This is a genomic window from Curtobacterium sp. NPDC092190 (assembly GCF_044755625.1).
Classification (GTDB): Bacteria; Actinomycetota; Actinomycetes; order Actinomycetales; family Microbacteriaceae; genus Curtobacterium.
Genome location: NZ_JBIVRJ010000004.1, coordinates 305,740 through 322,390 on the forward strand (window position 1 = coordinate 305,740; position 16,651 = coordinate 322,390).

Here is a 16,651-nt window from a genome sequence, read left to right on the forward strand (position 1 = left end):
TCGGTCCTGTCAGGTTGTCGGGGCCCGTCGAGGATCGATGCTCCCCGGCGAGATCGAGACCGACGCTACCCCAAAAACCACCCGCTGTGTAGTTTTTGTCGCGCGTCGCCGGTGCCGCACTCGCGCGCCGTCTGGACGACACGTGTCGATCACCCCTCGGGCGATGTATGCTCGCCGACGGAAAACCTTGCAGTACAAGGTTTCCGATCGACTCAAGGAGGCGTCATGAGCACACCCGAACCCGGCAGCCCCGCACTGCTGGACCCGGAAGCGGGCATCACCCAGCCCGTCAGCACCGTCAAGGTGGGGATCGGCTACCAGGTCGCCCTGTTCCTCGGACAGTTCGGCCTGTTCGTGGCGCTCATGGCCCCGGTCTACGTCAGCATGCAGATCAAGGCACAGGCCCTGGTCGGCGACGACGCGGCGAACGTCATCGGCTCCGTGCTGCCGATCGGCGCGTTCGGTGCACTCATCATGAACCCGCTGGCCGGCGCGCTGTCCGACCGGACCCGCACGCGCTGGGGCCGCCGCCGCCCATGGCTGCTCGGCGGTGTCGTCGTCTTCGCGATCGCGCTCGCCTGGATCGCCTACGCGCCCGACGTCCTCAACCTGACGCTCGGCTGGCTGCTCGCGCAGCTCGCCGCGAACGCCACGCTCGCCACCCTGCTCGCGAGCTTCGCCGACAACGTGCCGCAGCTCCAGCGCGGCCGGGCGTCGAGCATCATCGCCCTGGCGCAGAACATCGCCGTGCTCGCCGGCACCTACCTGTCGGTGTTCTTCGTCGCGAACCTGCCGGTGCTGTTCATCGCTCCCGGCATCCTGGCGATCGTCCTGGTCGTCGTGTACGCCCTGGTCGCCCGTGACGACCTGCCCACCTACAAGCTCAAGCCGTTCACCTGGATCAACCTCATCTCGTCGTTCTGGACGAACCCGATCAAGAACCCCGACTTCGCGTTCGCGTGGTGGTCGCGGTTCTTGATCATCCTGGCGACGTTCATGTTCACGACCTACCGCCTGCTCTACATGCAGGAGCACCTCGGGATCGCGGACCTGAAGGAGGCCACCGAGGCGGTCGCGTTCGGCGTGCTCCTCTACACGCTCGCCCTGCTCGTCAGCGCGGCACTCTCCGGCTGGGCGTCGGACCGCATCGGCCGCCGCAAGGTCTTCGTCGGCGGATCGACGGCGCTGTTCGCGGTCGGCCTGGTGATCCTCGCCCACGCCGACACCGTGACGGGCTTCTACGTCGCCGAGGTCGTCATGGGCTTCGCCTACGGCATCTACTCGGCCATCGACACGGCCCTGGTCGTGGACGTCCTGCCGAACGCCGACCGCCCGGGCAAGGACCTCGGTGTGATCAACATCGCGAACGCGCTGCCGCAGTCGCTCGCACCCGCGATCTCGCTCTTCTTCCTGAAGATCGGCAGCAGCCACCCGGACAACTACGAGCTCATGTGCTGGGCCGCCGGCATCGTCGCCCTGCTCGGTGCGCTGGTGGTCATCCCGATCAAGCGGGTCCGCTGACGCCCGTCGCACTGACGGACTGGCGCGCCCCGCTCAGCGGCAACGCGAAGCGTTGGGCGGGGCGCGCCGACCGAGCCTGCGAGGGAGGACGGTGCCAGCTGGCACCGCGCCTCCGGTCCGTTCGTCTGGCGTCCACCGTCGGTCCGCAGGTCGCGTCGTTACCGTGGGTCGGTGCGCTCCACCGACACCCGTTCCTTCGACTCCCCGGCCGGCACGATCGAGGCGGTCGTCGACGGCGACGTGACCCGCGCCCTCGGGATCCCCTACGCGCAGGCCGACCGCTTCGCGCCGCCGTCGCCGCAACCGCCGTTCAGCGGGCCGTTCCGCGCGGACACCCCGGCGCCCGTCCCACCGCAGCCGAGCGCGCAGTTCGTCGACCAGCTCCTGCCGTCGATGGACCACCTGCAGGTCGACGAGCACTGCCAGCGACTCAGCATCACGGTGCCCTCGGACGTCCGACCCGACGAGCTCCTGCCCGTGGTGGTCTGGGTGCACGGCGGGTCCTACGTGCTCGGCGGCGGTGACCTGCCGATCCACGACGCCCACGACCTGGTGACCGAGCAGCGCGTGGTCGTCGTCACGGTGACCTACCGGCTCGGGGTGCTCGGGTTCCTCGGTGACGGCGAGACGGTGCCGGCCAACCTCGGACTGCTCGACCTGGTCGAGGCGTTCCGGTGGGTGCAGCGGAACATCGCCGCGTTCGGCGGGGACCCCGACTCCGTCACCGCGTCCGGGCAGTCCGCCGGAGCCGACGCGATCGCGCACCTCATGATCAGCGAGGGCGCCCGCGGCCTGTTCCGCCGCGCGATCGTGCAGAGCGCGCCGCTCGGGCTCTCGCGAGGGCGGGCGCGGATGAACCGGGCGATGGTCCGGGCCGTCGGGTCGGTCGCGGCGGACACGTCGCTCGACGAGGTCCTCGAGCGGCAGGCCCTCGCGACGAAGGCCGGTGGCCGGTACGGCCTGGCCGGCGGCATGCCGTTCGGCACGCAGTACGGGTTCGCACCGTTGCCCGCCGAGCGCGACACCGACCGGGCCTGGCGGTCGGTCGCACCGGAGGTCGACGTGCTCATCGGGTCCGGCTCGGACGAGGCGGGCATGTACGTGCCGCTCGTCCCGGGGCTCCGGACGGCCGCGCGGTCCCGCCTGGTCCGACCCCTGCTGCGCTGGCTGCTCGTGCGGCCCCTGTCCGAGGTGATCTACGGCCGCGATGCGCGGCGCTTCGCCGACCGTCACCGGGCCGCCGGTGGACGGGCGACGGTCTACCGGTTGCTGCGGCACCCGTCCGTGGCGCCGGTCGGTGCGGTGCACATGAGCGACCTGCCGTTGCTGCTCGGCGGTCGGTCGGCGTGGGTGGGCAGTCGCTTCGTGCCGGAGCGGGACTGGCCGGAGGTCGAACGGCGCGGGCGGGCGTTCCGGGCGGTCTGGGCGGAGTTCGCGCGGACCGGACGGGTGACGGCGGCGGACGACGAGACGCTGGTGTTCGACCGGGGGTGACCTCCACCGGGCCCGCACCGGCTGCACCGCGAGGGGCCGGGGCACTCGGCCCCGACCCCTGCGACGGTGTGCTGCGGTGTCGCGGTGCTCAGCCGCGACGCGTCGCCCCGATCGCCCAGACCCGGGGCGGTTCGACCCCGTTGACGGCGTGGTCGCCGACGATCCGGGCCTTGAACACCCACGGGTTGTGGCTCCCCGCGGCGCGGGCGTTCCGCCAGTGCCGGTCGAGGTTCTTCGTCGTGCTCACACCCGAGGCCGCGAGGGCGTCGAACAGGTGTGACGTCGCCGTGGTCGCGAGGGACGTGAGCGAGACCTGCGCCTGTGCGGTCGCGAGCTCGGCGCGGTCGTTGCGTCGCTCGTCCTCTGCCTCGTCGAGGGCAGCACCCTCGTACGCGGCCTGCAGCGCCTCGGCTGCCCGGTCGACGATCGCGGTCGCCGCGAATCCGGCCGCGGACACCTCGCCGACGACCTGCAGGATCTGCGGGTCCGCGGCGAAGGTGTCGGCGTTGCCGTGCGAGAACACCCGGTTGCGGTTCCTGACCTGCAGCGCGATCTCCCGCTCGGCGGCCAGGACGGAGCCGGCGAGCACGGTGAGGAGCACCGCCTGGTAGAACGCGGTCTGGTACTTGAACCGGTCGTCGAACAGCACGACCGCGTCGGCCTGCACGACGGCGTCGGTGAACGTGCTCGTCCCCGAGCCCGTGGTCCGCTGGCCGAAGCCGTCCCAGTCGTCCGAGTGGGCGACCCCCGGCTGGTGTGCGTCGACGATCGCGATGACCCGCTCGCCGGTGTCGGTGCGCTCCGCGTACGTGTCGATCCAGTCCGCGAAGATGCTGCCCGTCGAGTAGTACTTCTGCCCGCTGACGCGGAAGGTGCCGTCGTCCTGCGGCGTGACCTTCGTGACGACGTCGCCGACCTGCACGGCCCCGACCTCGGTCCAGGAGTTGCCGGCGATCTCGCCCCGACCGAAGCGTCCGAGCCAGGCATCGCGTTCACCGGAGCGCCCGACGAGACGGTCCTCCACGAGGGCGAAGTGCCCGCGCAGGGCCTGCGGGATGTTGCTGTCCGCGGCGGCGAGCTCGGTGAGCAGGCGGAAGAGCTGCGGGAGGGTCGCGCCCGCGCCACCGAACGCGACGGGGACGCGGACCGCGCCGAACCCGGCGGCTGCGAGTTCGCGGATCTCGTCGAAGGGGAGCCGATGGTCCTGCTCCCGCTCGGAGGCGCCGGCGGCGATGCGGTCGAAGATCGGCCGGAAGCGACCGGCAAGGGTCTCGTAGTCGACCGGTGCGGTGGTCTGGGCGGTGCCGAGCTGGTCGGCCGTGGTGTCGGTCATGGTGTCGTGCCTTCCGGGTTGCGTGTGCTGTTCAGGCGGTGGCCGTCGGTGTGACGACCTGGGGCTGGGCGGGGGTCGACGGTGCTCTGCGACCCCCGCGTCGGGAGAGCACGGCCGCGCCGACGAAGACGACGAGCGCGACCAGGGCGGCGCCGACGGTCCACGCGGCCCCGGCCGGCCACCGACCGGAGAGCCCGAGGAGCGCCGGCGCGGTCGTGGTGGTCTGGCTGGCGAGGACGAGGGCCCAGGCGGTGTACCGGCCGAGGTCACGACCCAGGGCGAGCAGGAGGAAGAAGAGCGTCCAGAGCCCGGCCCAGGTCGCCCACAGCACGGCGAGGACCGGGTCGACGGTGACGTTCGTGACCGCGAAGACGACGGCGATCGCTGCGACGAGGCCGCAGAACCAGCCGAGCCCCGTCGAGCCGAGCCCCGCGAGCGCGTCGATCCCCACGTACAGGTAGGTGAGGCCGAAGAGGAACGTCTCCGCGATCGAGAGCAGGACGGGCAGTGACCCGTCGGCCGTGACGGAGACGGCCGTGCACAGCACGAGCTGCAGCCCGCCGATCAGGACGTTGAACACACCGCTGTCACGGCCGGGGACCCGACCGAGCAGGGTGAGCCCGTTGATGAGCAGTGCCGCTCCGGAGAGCACCAAGCAGATGTACGCCATGGCGACGACCGTGGCAGCGAGGGGACCGCCGCGGAAGGGTTGTGTCGCACTGTGTCCGACGGTGACGATCCGTGACGTGGGGCGCTCACTGCTGCTCCCGACGTCGCTCGCCCCCGGACGGGAGGTCGCGCGCACACCGCTCCGTGGGCAGGATCGACCACATGCCCGACGCCGACCTCCGCGCCCGCATCGTCTCCGGTGCCGCCGATGCCTTCCGTGACGGCGACTTCCACACGGTCGGCCCGGACGACGTCGCCCGGGCCGCCGACGTCACGGTGGCCGAGGTGCACCGCGTGTTCCCGTCGTGGGAGCTGCTCGTCGTGGCCGTCGTCGACCGGTGGACCAAGGACGGCCGCGATGCGCTCCGCGGGGTCGCCGAGCAGGAGGGGGCCGTCGCGTACCTCCGAGCCCGGCTCGACCGCGGACACCGACACCCCGCGGTCGTGCGGGTCCGCGTCGCGCTGCTCAGCGCGACCTCGACCCCGGGCCACCCGGCGTCGGGGTGGTTCCGGCAGCAGTACACGATGCTCTTCGAGGACGTGACCCTCGCCCTCGTGCGGGACGTCGTCGCCGGTCGTGAGTCCCGCGGGGCTGCTCCGCGGCACGCCGCCGAGCAGCTCGTCGCGCTCTTCGAGGGGCTGCAGCTGCAGGCGATGCTCCGCGACGACGCCGACCTGCTCGCCGGGTGGGACCGGGCGGTCGCACGCATGCGGGCCGGCTGGGCCGCCGCCGCCGCCGTCGCAGCCTGAGGGGAGCCGGCAGCGCGGGCACCGGACGTTCGCGCAGCGCCCTGCCGGTACCCGCGGGCACCCGGACGTTCACGCAGCGCCCTGCCGGTGCCGGGTCCTAGGACCCGCGTGTCCCGTGGCCGCGGAGTCCACGCCCGACGAGCAGCACGACGGCACCCACGACCAGGGCGACCGCGACGAGTGCCGGCACCCGGAACGCCAGCGCGGTGACCACGCCACCGATCCCGCCGCCGGCGAGGAACGACCGCACCCCGACGGCCAGCGCCAGGACGACGACCACGGCCAGGGCCGCGACCGGGACGACCCGCTCGACGGGGCGCAGGGGCCCGACCGGCCGGACGTCGGCGCGTCGCCACCACACCGCCGCGACGACGAGCAGGGCGAGCAGCCCGAGCACGCTCGACAGGTCCTGCAGCAGGAAGGGCAGCGGGTACCCGCCGACGGCGGCGTCCCGCAGTGCGGGCCAGGCCCGGACCACGAAGCCGTGCTCGTGGGTGAAGCTGTCCCACACGACGTGCGTGACGCTGCCGAGCAGGCAGCCCACGACCACCGGCAGCACGTCGCGTGCACCGAGCGACGGCCGGCGACCCCAGCCCCGCGGCAGACGCCGACGCAGCCCCGGGACGACCGGTGACCATGCTGGCCGCACGAGGAACCACCACGTGGCGAGCACCACGAGGGAGACGGCGAGGTCGATGGTCGGGACGCCCCACCACGAGTGCGCGTCCTCGTAGGGCGGCAGGAACGGCGCGAACAGCACCGTGTCCGGCGCCATCGAACCGATCGCGACGGCGGCGACCGGCACGGGCAGGCGACGTGCTGCCAGGGCGACGACCGCGTGGCTGACGGTGAAGGGCACCGTCACGTCCTCGTCATCGGGCCAGGTGCGTACGGTGCACGAACCACTCGACGCCCTCGGCCAGGGCGACACCGGCGGTGTGCCAGTCGTGGCCACCGTCCTCGATGATGCGCTCCGTCACCGTGACGCCGGCTGCACGTGCGGCCGCCACGACCCGCGGGACGACCGGTCCGTACCGGCTGTCGTCCGCACCGGCCGCGACGAACGCGGCGGAGTCGCGGTACGGCGCCCGCTCGGCGAGCACTCGGAGCGGCTGCGCGGCCTCGTACGCCGCCCGGTCACCGCGGAAACCCCTCGAGACGGTGTCGTCGCGACCCTGCAGGACCGGCCCGATCTGTCCCGAGACGTCGATCCACGAACCGAACCGGTCGGGCCGGCCGGCCCCGAGCTGCAGGGCGCAGGTGCCTCCCTGCGAGAAGCCCGCGATGGCCCAGTCCGCCCCGCCGGCGGCAGCGTGCAGGTGCTCGTGGACCCAGGTCGGGACGTCGCGCGTCAGGTAGGTGGCGCTGTTCCCGAGCGGACCGTCGACGCACATCGGGTTGTTCGATGCCCGGGCGAGCTGGTCCGGCATCACGACGATCGGTGCGAGTCCGCGGTGCCGGTGGGCGATCGCGTCGAGCCGGGTCGCCATGCGGCCGGCCTCGACGATGTTCGCCGGAGCGGCGCCGGGTCCCTGCCCGGAGAGCATCACGACGACGGGCAGCTCCGGGGCGTGCTCGACGAGGGCGGCCGGGGGGAGCCAGACGATCGCGGGTCGGGCGTGGAAGTGCGACACGGTGCCCGGGATCCGTACCGAACCGTAACGGCCGTGGGCCGGCATGTCGCGCGGCGGTCGCCAGCTCGCGGCGTCGACCGGGGCCGATCCCGGGGCCGGGTCGTCCGGCAGGCGGAGGGGCGGCACGTGTGACTGCCCCAGTGCGTCGGCGATCGTGGGGAAGAGCCCGGCGTCCCGGTTCACCGCCAGTCCGCCGGACACCAGGGCGAGGGAGACCAGCAGCGCGGCGACCACCCGGGTCAGCAACCGGCGCCGCGGTGCCCGGCCACCGCGGACGAGTCCGACGACCGCGACCCCGAGCAGTGCGCACACCACACCCGTCCAGACCCGGTCGACCCAGGTCGGCGGGACGCCGAGCACGTCGAGGACGTCGCCGAGGAACCACGAGAGCAGGGTCCCGACCAGCGCACCCGCGACGATCGCGACGGCTGCCCAGCGCCAGGAGCGGCGGACGGCGGTGAGGACGAGGACGGCGGCGACCAGGGTCAGGGCGTCGACGGGCAGCAGCACGTGGGCGGACAGGAGCGGCAGGGTGGTCACGGGCGGGTCCGACGGTCGGGACGCTCTCGGGCACCCGGCGGGTGACGGGACAGGAGCGGCGTGGTCCAGCGACGGTAGCGAGCCGAGGTGTCCGGACCGGCAGCGGGGAGCCCGTCCCCGGCGGTCTCCCGGCTGATCCTGAGCGATCCTGCACGGGGGGTGGCCGGCCGACGGTCCGGAGCTGTCCGAGCGGCCAGGCCCGGGTGGTCCGCCGACCGTGCGGAGGACCGCACCGTCCCCGCACCGGACGGTGGAGGGCGGCGCGTCTGGGTGTGCCCTCCAGGGGATCCTGGCAAGGTCGGCGGATGGAGTACACGGACTACGACACCCGGCTCGCCGCCTACGGCGTGATCACCGAGGGCGACCGTGTGCTCCTGGCCCGACTGCGGGTCCCCGAGGCCGGCACGTGGACGCTGCCGGGCGGCGGGGTCGAGTTCGACGAGACCGTCGAGCAGGCCGTCGTGCGCGAGGTCCTCGAGGAGACCGGGTACGAGGCGACGTGCGGTCCGCTCCTCGGCGTCCGGCACCACATCGTGCCGAAGGAGCGCCGGATGCACGACAACGGGCGGCCGATGAAGGCGGTGCAGGTCGTGTTCCGCGTGACCGTCACCGGCGGCGAGCTGCGCAGCGAGACGGACGGCTCGACCGACGAGGCCGCGTGGGTCCCGGTCGCCGAGCTGCCCCACCGGCGGCACGGGCTGCTCGTGCCGATCGCCCTCGGCTGGGCTCGACGACCGTGAGCGGCGAGGCCACCGACCTGTCCGCCCGGCTCTGGGACGAGCGGGCGCTGCTCGGCGACCTGGTCACCGCTGCGGCCGACCCCGACCCCGACCGCGTCCGCCGGCTGCTCGACCGGTTGCGCGAGCTGCGCCTGGAGCAGGACGTCCTCGTGCACGCCCTCGCCGAGCAGTGGGGCACCGGTCCCGACACCGCCACGCTCCGGTCGCTCGAGCGTGTCGCACCCCCGCCGTGGGACCTGCTCCTGCCCGAGCACCTGACAGCCCTGGCGAGCCTGACCGCCGAGGTCGCCGCGGTGCTGCCACCCGGCCCCGTGCGCGACGCGTGGGACCGGATCAGCCCTCGAGCACGCTGAGCACGTTGCCCGACGGGTCGGTGAACCACGCGATGAGCGGACCGCCGTGCCGGTTCACCCCGCGCTCGTCGGTCACGCCCTCGTAGCGCAGGAACGTGACGCCCTTCACCGACAGCTCGTCCACGGCGGCGTCGACGTCCGGCACCGGGAAGTTCAGCACCGTGAACGACGCCGGCTCGTGCGCGGGCCCCTTCGGGTAGACGAGCACCCCGGCGCCGGAGCCGACGTGCAGCACGAGCATGCCGTGGTCCTCGCTCACCGGCAGCCCGAGGACGCCCTCGTAGAACGCCCGCGCCCCGGGGACGTCACGCACCGAGAACCCGCTGAACGCCGTCGTCGCATCGACCATGCGGCCAGTGAACCACCGCTCCTGTCAGGATGGGACGGTGACCCCGACCGAGCTGTCCGTCGACGCCGCCGTCGAGCGGGCGGTGGCGCTCGCCGCGGTTCCCGGCCGCGCGGTGCTCGGCATCGCGGGGGCGCCCGGGGCGGGCAAGTCGACGCTGGCACGCCGGATCGTCGTCGCCGTCGACGCCGCGCACGGGCCCGGCACCGCGGTGCAGGTCCCGATGGACGGCTTCCACCTGGCGAACGCGGCACTCGACGCCCTCGGCCGGCACGACCGCAAGGGCGCGATCGACACCTTCGACGCGGCCGGCTACGTCGCCCTCGTCCGTCGTCTGGTCGTCGCGGACGACGACGTCGTCTGGGCGCCGGACTTCGACCGCCGCGTCGACGAGCCCGTCGCCGGCAGCATCGCCGTGCCGCGGAGCACCCGGCTCGTCGTCTCCGAGGGCAACTACCTGCTCGACACCGACGCGCCGTGGTCCGTGCTGCCCGACCTCTTCACCGAGACGTGGGCGTGCGTCGTGGACGATCGTGTCCGCGTCGACCGTCTGGTGGGCCGACACGTGCGGCACGGACGCGACCACGAGTCGGCCCGGACCTGGGCGCTCGAGGTCGACGGCGTGAACGCGGCGAGGGTCGCTGCCACGGTGACCCGAGCCTCCCGGACGGTCCGGACCTGACCGGAGCCGGACGACCAGGGCGGCCCGACCCGAGCCACCCGACCAGCAGCACCGAAGGACAGGAGCGACCATGACCATCGCCATCACCGGAGCCACCGGCAACATCGGCGGGGCCGTCGCCCGCGCGCTCGCCCGGGCGGGCACGCCGATCCGCATGCTCGTCCGCGACGCGGCCCGGGCACCCGAGCTGCCGGGAGCGGAGGTCGCGGTCGCCTCGTACGCCGACGCGACCGCGTCCCGCGCCGCGCTCGAGGGCGCCGACCTGCTGCTCATGGTCTCCGGCGCCGAGGCGCAGGACCGCCTCGACCAGCACCGCGCCTTCGTGGCCGCAGTCGCGGACGCGGGCGTCGCCCACGTCGTCTACACGTCGTTCGTGGGTGCGGCACCGGACGCCACCTTCACCCTCGGCCGCGACCACTGGGCGACCGAGCAGGCGATCGAGGAGACCTCGATGCGGCACACGTTCCTGCGGGACTCGTTCTACCTGGACTTCGTCGAGGACCTGGTCGGCGAGGACGGCGTGATCCGCGGACCGGCTGGTGTCGGCGCGATGGCCGCTGTCGCGCGGGCGGACGTCGCGCGCGTCGCGACCGAGGTGCTGCTGCACCCGTCGGACCACGTCGACCGGACGTACGAGCTCACCGGACCGGAGGCGATCACCCTCGCCCAGGCGGCCGCCACCGTGTCCGAGGTGCGCGGCCGCGCCGTGACGTACCAGCCGGAGACGGTGGCGGAGGCGTACGCCTCGCGTGCGCGATGGAACCCGGAACCGTGGCAGGCGGACGCGTGGGTGAGCACCTACACGGCGATCGCCGAGGGTGCGCTCGCGCACGTCTCGACGGACGTCGAGCGGGTGACCGGCCGTCGGCCGCTGTCGCTGCGCGAGGTGCTGCAGGCGGACTGACCCGGCCGGGAGGCACGGGGCGCGTCCGCCGTGTCGACCGCGGGTACTGCTGCGGGTGCTGCTGCACGACGGGAGGCACGTCGCACCACGTCCTTCCGTGGTGCGACGTGCCGTCGGTTGTTCGCGAGCGCGTCGAACCACGTCCTCGAGTACGGGCCGATCGCCGCGCTTCGCCGCCGCGTCGCGCTGCGCCGCTGCGCCGCGTCAGCGCACGCGTCGGGCCGCGAGCGTCCCCGCGACGCCGAGCGTCAGCACCGCGACGAGCACGACGAGCAGCGGGGCCGTCCAGCTCCCGGTCGCGCCGTGCAGGGCCCCGGCGACGAGGGGTCCCGCCGAGCCGATCAGGTACCCGCCGCCCTGCACGAACGCGGACATCCGCCGGGCGTCGTCGTCGCTCGTGACGATCCGCACGACGATGATGAAGACGACCGTGATCCCGCCGCCCTGCGCCGCTCCGCCGAGCACCGACCAGAGCAGCCAGAGCTGCGGCGCGAACAGCAGCCCGAGGGGCATCGCGAGCCAGAGGAAGGCGACGAGGGCGATGATCGCGCGGGGCGCCCAGCGGGTCGCGAGCACCGGGACGCCGAGCGCGCCGACCACCGCCAGGATCTGGAACACGGACGAACTCGCGCCCGAGGACTCCGCCGAGAAGCCGATCTCGTCGTGCAGCAGCGTCGGGATCCACGCGGTCAGGGCGTAGTACGAGAACGCCTGCCCGCCGAACGCCAGCGTCAGCCCCCACGTGATGAGCCGGCGCGCGGGTCGGACGGGCTCCGACGCTGCCGGCAGCGTGCGGATCGACCCGGTCTCGGTCAGGAGCTCGACCGGACCCGTCGCGACCACGGGCTCGACCCGGGACGGCCGGAGCCACGCCGCGCGCGCCCCGACCGCGTACGTCCACGCGGCCCCGGCGACGACGGCGAACACCGCCCACACGGCGATGGCGACCGGCCACCCCCACGCGGCAGCGATCGGGGCGGTGCCGAGCGAGGTGATCATCGACCCGACGTTGAGCGCCGACGTGTACACGCCGGTCACCAGCCCGACGCGCTCGGGCGAGGTGTCCCGTCGGATGACCACCGGGATCACGACGTTGCCGATCGTGATGCCGATGCCGATGATCGCGGTGCCGACCAGGAGCGCCGCCGCCGACGGGGTCGACCGGACGACCGTGCCCGCGAGCACGATCACGAGCGCCAGCGACACCGCACGCTCCGGGTCGGCCTTCGCGATCACCCAGCTGGCGAACGGCGTCGCCAGCGAGAAGCACAGGACCGGGATCGTCGTCAGGAGCCCGGCGATCGTCGCGGTCAGCCCGAGGTCCACGCGCAGGTCGCCGATGACCGGCGCCGGGGCCACGATCGGCCCGCGCAGGTTGAGGGCGATGAGGACGATCGCCGCCGGCAGCAGCCAGGCCGCACCGCGGAGTCCGCGACGGGCGACGGTGTTCACCGGTCCCTGCTCACGCCGCCGCGTCCGGCAGCAGGATCGGCAGCAGGTCGAGCGGGGTGGCGGCACGGGCGACGGTGCCCTCGGCCTCGGCGGGGGAGCCGTAGCCCCACTCGGCGAAGACGACCGGCACGCCGTGCACGCGGGCGCCCTCGACGTCGTGCAGCCGGTCGCCGACGAGCACCGGGCGGCTGACGTCGTGGCCGGCCGCCTCGAGTCGTCGCAGGGCCTCGGCGACGACGTCGGCCTTGGCGCTCCGGACCTCGTCGTCGCTCGCACCGGTGACGAAGTCGAAGTACCCGGTCAGGCCGTAGTGGTCGAGGATCACCGTGGCCGGTGTCTCGGGCTTGCTCGTCGCGGTGGACATCGGCAGTCCGGCCTCGTGCAGGGTGCGGAGCACGACGTCCACGCCCGTGAACATCGCCGAGTCGAGGGCCCCGTGCGACAGGTAGTGCTCGCGGTACACGGCGAGCGTCCGCTCCGCACCGGCGTCGTCCATGCCCATCGCCGTCCGGAAGGTGTCCATGATCGGCGGGCCCACGAACGACATCAGCGTCGCGTGGTCCGGCACGGGCACGCCGACCGTGCGGAAGGTGTGCGTCATGCTCTCGAGGATCCCCGGGGCGGAGTCGCTGATGGTCCCGTCGAGGTCGAACAGGATGGCGGTGTAGGGGCGCGTCATGTCCTGACCAGCCTAGTCGCGGCGGTGGGGCCGGCCACGGGGCGGGCCGGTGGGCGCGCAGGGCGGTGGGGCGAGCCTCCCGGCTCGGTGCCGGTCCTGCGACATCGCACGCGTCGATCGACGGGTGCGGTGTCGCAGAACGCGTGCCGAGCACGCCAGGCGACCGTCAGAACAGGCGGGTGTGCCCGCCCTCGATGCCGCGCATCGCGTCGTAGTCGAGCACGAGGACGCGGATGCCGCGGTCCTCGGCGAGCGTGCGGGCCTGCGGTGCGACCGTCTGCGCGGCCAGGACGCCCTGCACCGGCCGCAGGTGCGGGTCGCGGTTCATGAGCTCGAGGTACCGCGTGAGCTGCTCGACGGCGTCGATGTTGGCGTTGCGCTTCATCTCGACCGCGACGCTCGCGCCCGCGTCGTCGCGCGCCAGGATGTCGACCGGACCGATCGCCGTCATGTACTCACGTCGGACGAGCGTGTGCCCGTCGCCGAGGAGCTCGATCTGCTCGGCGAGCAGCTGCTGCAGGTGCGCCTCGACGCCGTCCTTCACCAGACCGGGGTCGACGCCGAGGTCGTGGCTCTCGTCCGCGACGACCTCGTACAGGCTGACGATGAGCTTGTCCTGCGTCTTCTTCTGCGTGACGGTCCAGACCTGGGTGATGCCGGCGCTCGCCTGCTCCTCGTCGGGCTCGGTCATCTCGATCGAGCACGGCGGGCTCATCCAGTTCAGCGGCTTGTAGCTGCCGCCGTCCGAGTGGACGAGCAGCGAGCCGTCCGCCTTGAGCATGAGCAGACGGGTCGCGAGCGGCAGGTGGGCCGACAGGCGTCCGGCGTAGTCGACGGAGCAGCGGGCGATGACGAGACGCACCCGGCGATCCTAACGGTCGGTGCGCGTCCCACCGGACGCGGCGGGGTCCGCCACCGTGTCGTCCGTCCCGTGGTGCGGGCGGTCGGTCTGGAGGCGCGGCTCGCCCCCGCCGGACTGCGCCGCGTCCGGCTGCTGGTCGCGTGCCGCCCCGTGGTCACCGTCGTCGCGTCCGCGCCGCTTCCGCAGCGTCTCGGCCGCCGCGCCGGTCTCGCGCGCCGCACCCGATGCCAGGCCGGCGGCAATGATGAACACGAACACCACGAGCAGCGCGCCGAGCAGGCCGATGTGCTCGCCGAGGAACCCGATCAGCGGCGGACCGGCGAGGAACGCCACGTAGCCGATCGTCGCCACGGCGCTGACCTTGAGCGCTGCCGAGCGGGGGTCGTCGGCGGCGGCGGACATGCCCATCGGGAAGCCGAGGCTCGCACCGAGGCCCCAGAGGACGACACCGACGATCGCGATCGGGATCACGTCCACGAAGATGAGCAGCCCGAGGCCGACCACGGCGACGGCGGCGCTCACGCGGAGCACGGGCACCCGGCCGAACCGGTCGATGAGCGGGCTGCCCGCGATGCGTCCGGCGGTCATCGCGGCGAGGAACACCGTGAGCACGGCGGAGCCGGCGGCGTTGTCGAGCCCGTGCCCGTCGATCATGGCGAGGGGCAGCCAGTCGTTGGCGGAGCCCTCGGCCAGCGCCATGCCGAGCACGATCACACCGATGAGGAGCGTCGACGGCTGTGCCCAGACCTGCCAGCGCGTCAGCTGCACCGGGGTCGGGCTGGTCGCGGTGGACTCGTGTTCCTCGTACCGGTGCTCGTCCCCGAAGCGCGACGCCGCCGCGAGCATGACCAGGCAGACCACGACGCCGAGCACCGCGAAGTGCAGCACGACGGGGACGTCGAGCGCCTCGGTCAGGGCGCCGAGCCCGGCACCGGCGAGCGTGCCGACGCTGAACGCGGCGTGGAAGAGCGGCATGATCGTGCGCCCACCGGCCTTCTCGGCGGCGGCGCCGGAGACGTTCATCGACACGTCGACCAGTCCGTTGCCGAAGCCGAACGCGATGAGACCGATCCAGATCGCGGCGAAGCCCCAGCCGGCGGAGACGGCGACGCCCGCGAAGACGAGGCCGACCGCCAGGCAAGCCGACGCCACCTGCACGCCCCGGCGGGCGCCGACCTTCGCGACGATGTGGCCGGCGAAGGTCAGGCCGCCGATCGAACCGACCGCCATGCCGAGCACCAGCAGCCCCATCTCGAAGGTGGTGGCACCGAGGGAGTCGCGCACGCTGGGGATGCGGCCGAGCCAGGTGGCGATGGCCAGACCGGACAGCGTGAAGGCCACGAAGACCGCGATGATCCAGGTGCGGGTCGTCGGGGCGGTTCGGGTGGACGTCGTCGTCATGCGGAGCTTCCGGTCTCGTGCTGGTCGTGTCGTGGGCCGCCGGCGAGGCCGTCCCTGATCGGGTTCCTGCCTGCGGCTGTCCGGTCGAATCGATTCGACCGGTTCATGTGACTACGCTAACGGGCGATGGACCACCCGGCAACAGCACCCGGCGCGTCCGGGGCGACGAACCCCCGCGACCACGCCGACGGTCCCGTGCGCCGTGGGCCCAGACCGACGCTCGCCGCGGTCGCCCGTGCAGCGGGGGTCGCACCGTCGACCGCCTCCCTCGCCTTCAGCGGTGCCGGCCCGGTGTCCGAGGACGCGAGGGCCCGGGTGCTCGCCGCCGCTGCCGAGCTCGGCTACGGGGGCCCGGACCCGCGGGCGCGCTCGCTCCGCCGGGGCCGGTCCGGGGTGATCGGTGTCGTGATGGACGAGCGGCTGAGCGATGCGTTCCGCGACCCGGTCAACGTCCTGACGCTCGACGGCATCGCCGAGGTCGCGGGCGAGGCGGGCGCCTCCCTGCTCCTCGTGCGCAGTCCCCTCGACGACGAGCACGGCGCCGGGCCGATCGTCGACGCCCCGATGGACGCCGTCGTCCTGGTCGGGTGCAACGTGCGGATCGACCCTGCGGTCGCCGTGCTCCGCCGACGGCAGATGCCCGTCGTCGCGATCGAGGCCGACGACATCGAGGGCGCGGTCCCCGTCCAGCTCGACAACCGCGAGGCCTCCGGTCGTGCCGCCGACTACCTGCGCGAGCTCGGGCACACCGCGGTCACCGTCGTCACCCTCCCGCTCGACGCCGAGCGCCGCCGCGGCCCCGTCGACGCAGCGCGCGAGGCGGAGGGGGTCGCCCACACCACCCTGGAGCGTCTCCGTGGTGTGCGCGGCGTCTACCCCGACGCCGTCGCGGTCGAGGCCGCCGCCAGCTCCGTCGAGGAGGGCCGGATCGCCGGACAGTCACTGTTCACCGGCGACGGACCGGTCCCGAGCGCGGTGATCGCACAGAGCGACCTGCTCGCCGTCGGGGTGGTCTCGGCAGCGCTCGACGCGGGACTCCGGGTGCCCGAGGACGTCAGCGTCGTCGGCTTCGACGGCATCACGGTCGACGACAGCCTGCTCCACCGCTCGCCGATCCGGCAGCTCACGACGCTGGTGCAGCCGTTCGAGCAGAAGGGTCGCGCCGCCGCACGCGCCGCGCTCGCGATGCTCGAGGGCGACGAGCCCCAGCCGGCGGCCTTCCGGTCGGAGCTGCGCGTGGGCGACACGACGGGGCCGGTGCGCCGGGCGATCGGCGACTGAGCGCCCGGGT

Annotated in this window: 17 protein-coding genes; 8 read left to right on the plus strand and 9 right to left on the minus strand. The window is 73.5% G+C overall.

Annotated elements, in window-relative coordinates; all coding sequences use genetic code 11:
- The first annotated feature begins 225 nt into the window (after positions 1–225).
- On the plus strand, positions 226–1,521 hold the full coding sequence (locus ACIQFY_RS12115) for an MFS transporter (protein ID WP_066651247.1): 1,296 nt from the start codon (positions 226–228) through the stop codon (positions 1,519–1,521).
- A gap of 171 nt (positions 1,522–1,692) precedes the next feature.
- Entirely contained in the window at positions 1,693–3,015 is a 1,323-nt protein-coding gene (locus ACIQFY_RS12120) for a carboxylesterase family protein (protein ID WP_400340253.1), read from the plus strand.
- An 88-nt stretch (positions 3,016–3,103) separates the two neighbouring features.
- On the opposite strand, the gene ACIQFY_RS12125 is transcribed toward ACIQFY_RS12120, so the two are convergent.
- Both ACIQFY_RS12125 and ACIQFY_RS12130 read right to left on the minus strand, forming a co-directional pair.
- Complete coding sequence (locus ACIQFY_RS12125; protein ID WP_326496059.1) at positions 3,104–4,348, minus strand: acyl-CoA dehydrogenase family protein; 1,245 nt, start codon at positions 4,346–4,348, stop codon at positions 3,104–3,106.
- Positions 4,349–4,379: 31 nt separating this feature from the next.
- Positions 4,380–5,018 (minus strand): AmiS/UreI family transporter, encoded by a 639-nt coding sequence (locus ACIQFY_RS12130; protein WP_400340255.1) that lies wholly within the window; start codon positions 5,016–5,018, stop codon positions 4,380–4,382.
- Between the two features lie 161 nt (positions 5,019–5,179).
- Here ACIQFY_RS12130 and ACIQFY_RS12135 point away from each other — a divergent pair, with 161 nt between their 5' ends.
- The gene (locus ACIQFY_RS12135; RefSeq protein ID WP_400340257.1) at positions 5,180–5,767 is read left to right on the plus strand and encodes a TetR/AcrR family transcriptional regulator; all 588 of its coding nucleotides are present in this window, start codon (positions 5,180–5,182) and stop codon (positions 5,765–5,767) included.
- Between the two features lie 97 nt (positions 5,768–5,864).
- Here ACIQFY_RS12135 and ACIQFY_RS12140 read toward each other — a convergent pair whose 3' ends face one another.
- Both ACIQFY_RS12140 and ACIQFY_RS12145 read right to left on the minus strand, forming a co-directional pair.
- Entirely contained in the window at positions 5,865–6,626 is a 762-nt protein-coding gene (locus ACIQFY_RS12140) for a DUF4184 family protein (protein ID WP_326496061.1), read from the minus strand.
- A gap of 13 nt (positions 6,627–6,639) precedes the next feature.
- The gene (locus ACIQFY_RS12145; RefSeq protein ID WP_400340259.1) at positions 6,640–7,941 is read right to left on the minus strand and encodes an alpha/beta hydrolase-fold protein; all 1,302 of its coding nucleotides are present in this window, start codon (positions 7,939–7,941) and stop codon (positions 6,640–6,642) included.
- Between the two features lie 305 nt (positions 7,942–8,246).
- On the opposite strand from ACIQFY_RS12145, the gene ACIQFY_RS12150 reads away from it, so the two are divergent.
- A complete protein-coding gene (locus tag ACIQFY_RS12150) occupies positions 8,247–8,681 on the plus strand; it encodes an NUDIX hydrolase (RefSeq protein ID WP_066651264.1) in 435 nt (144 codons plus the stop codon).
- Entirely contained in the window at positions 8,678–9,034 is a 357-nt protein-coding gene (locus ACIQFY_RS12155) for a hypothetical protein (protein WP_326496063.1), read from the plus strand. Before ACIQFY_RS12150 ends, ACIQFY_RS12155 begins: the two co-directional genes overlap by 4 nt.
- Here ACIQFY_RS12155 and ACIQFY_RS12160 read toward each other — a convergent pair.
- Positions 9,015–9,383 carry a VOC family protein gene (locus ACIQFY_RS12160; RefSeq protein ID WP_400340261.1) on the minus strand — a complete coding sequence of 123 codons (369 nt, stop codon included), beginning with the start codon at positions 9,381–9,383 and terminating at the stop codon, positions 9,015–9,017. The genes ACIQFY_RS12155 and ACIQFY_RS12160 overlap by 20 nt on opposite strands.
- 37 nt (positions 9,384–9,420) lie before the next feature.
- Between ACIQFY_RS12160 and ACIQFY_RS12165 the strand changes: the two genes are divergently transcribed.
- Entirely contained in the window at positions 9,421–10,062 is a 642-nt protein-coding gene (locus ACIQFY_RS12165) for a nucleoside/nucleotide kinase family protein (protein WP_326496064.1), read from the plus strand.
- A gap of 70 nt (positions 10,063–10,132) precedes the next feature.
- Positions 10,133–10,966 carry an NmrA family NAD(P)-binding protein gene (locus ACIQFY_RS12170; RefSeq protein WP_400340263.1) on the plus strand — a complete coding sequence of 278 codons (834 nt, stop codon included), beginning with the start codon at positions 10,133–10,135 and terminating at the stop codon, positions 10,964–10,966.
- A gap of 204 nt (positions 10,967–11,170) precedes the next feature.
- Here the strand turns inward: ACIQFY_RS12170 and ACIQFY_RS12175 are convergent, their stop codons facing one another.
- The 4 genes from ACIQFY_RS12175 to ACIQFY_RS12190 all read right to left on the minus strand — a co-directional run bounded on the left by ACIQFY_RS12175 (position 11,171) and on the right by ACIQFY_RS12190 (position 15,360).
- Entirely contained in the window at positions 11,171–12,418 is a 1,248-nt protein-coding gene (locus ACIQFY_RS12175) for an MFS transporter (protein ID WP_326496066.1), read from the minus strand.
- Between the two features lie 10 nt (positions 12,419–12,428).
- Positions 12,429–13,097: an HAD hydrolase-like protein gene (locus tag ACIQFY_RS12180; RefSeq protein WP_400340266.1), complete on the minus strand. Its 669-nt coding sequence runs from the start codon at positions 13,095–13,097 to the stop codon at positions 12,429–12,431.
- 166 nt (positions 13,098–13,263) lie between these two features.
- On the minus strand, positions 13,264–13,959 hold the full coding sequence (gene nucS / locus ACIQFY_RS12185) for an endonuclease NucS (RefSeq protein WP_066651293.1): 696 nt from the start codon (positions 13,957–13,959) through the stop codon (positions 13,264–13,266).
- A 9-nt stretch (positions 13,960–13,968) separates the two neighbouring features.
- Positions 13,969–15,360, minus strand: a complete 1,392-nt coding sequence (locus ACIQFY_RS12190; protein WP_326496068.1) for an MFS transporter — start codon at positions 15,358–15,360, stop codon at positions 13,969–13,971.
- Positions 15,361–15,486: 126 nt separating this feature from the next.
- Here ACIQFY_RS12190 and ACIQFY_RS12195 point away from each other — a divergent pair, with 126 nt between their 5' ends.
- A complete protein-coding gene (locus ACIQFY_RS12195; RefSeq protein ID WP_400340268.1) occupies positions 15,487–16,641 on the plus strand; it encodes a substrate-binding domain-containing protein in 1,155 nt (384 codons plus the stop codon).
- The last annotated feature ends 10 nt before the right edge of the window (positions 16,642–16,651 follow it).

Excerpts from the sequence above, each read along its gene's own strand:
- ACIQFY_RS12115 (WP_066651247.1), top strand. The coding sequence starts at position 226 with ATGAGCACACCCGAACCCGGCAGCCCCGCACTGCTGGACCCGGAAGCG.
- ACIQFY_RS12125 (WP_326496059.1), bottom strand. The coding sequence starts at position 4,348 with ATGACCGACACCACGGCCGACCAGCTCGGCACCGCCCAGACCACCGCA.
- ACIQFY_RS12130 (WP_400340255.1), bottom strand. The coding sequence starts at position 5,018 with ATGGCGTACATCTGCTTGGTGCTCTCCGGAGCGGCACTGCTCATCAAC.
- ACIQFY_RS12135 (WP_400340257.1), top strand. The coding sequence starts at position 5,180 with ATGCCCGACGCCGACCTCCGCGCCCGCATCGTCTCCGGTGCCGCCGAT.
- ACIQFY_RS12150 (WP_066651264.1), top strand. The coding sequence starts at position 8,247 with ATGGAGTACACGGACTACGACACCCGGCTCGCCGCCTACGGCGTGATC.
- ACIQFY_RS12160 (WP_400340261.1), bottom strand. The coding sequence starts at position 9,383 with ATGGTCGATGCGACGACGGCGTTCAGCGGGTTCTCGGTGCGTGACGTC.
- ACIQFY_RS12170 (WP_400340263.1), top strand. The coding sequence starts at position 10,133 with ATGACCATCGCCATCACCGGAGCCACCGGCAACATCGGCGGGGCCGTC.
- ACIQFY_RS12180 (WP_400340266.1), bottom strand. The coding sequence starts at position 13,097 with ATGACGCGCCCCTACACCGCCATCCTGTTCGACCTCGACGGGACCATC.
- ACIQFY_RS12190 (WP_326496068.1), bottom strand. The coding sequence starts at position 15,360 with ATGACGACGACGTCCACCCGAACCGCCCCGACGACCCGCACCTGGATC.
- ACIQFY_RS12195 (WP_400340268.1), top strand. The coding sequence starts at position 15,487 with ATGGACCACCCGGCAACAGCACCCGGCGCGTCCGGGGCGACGAACCCC.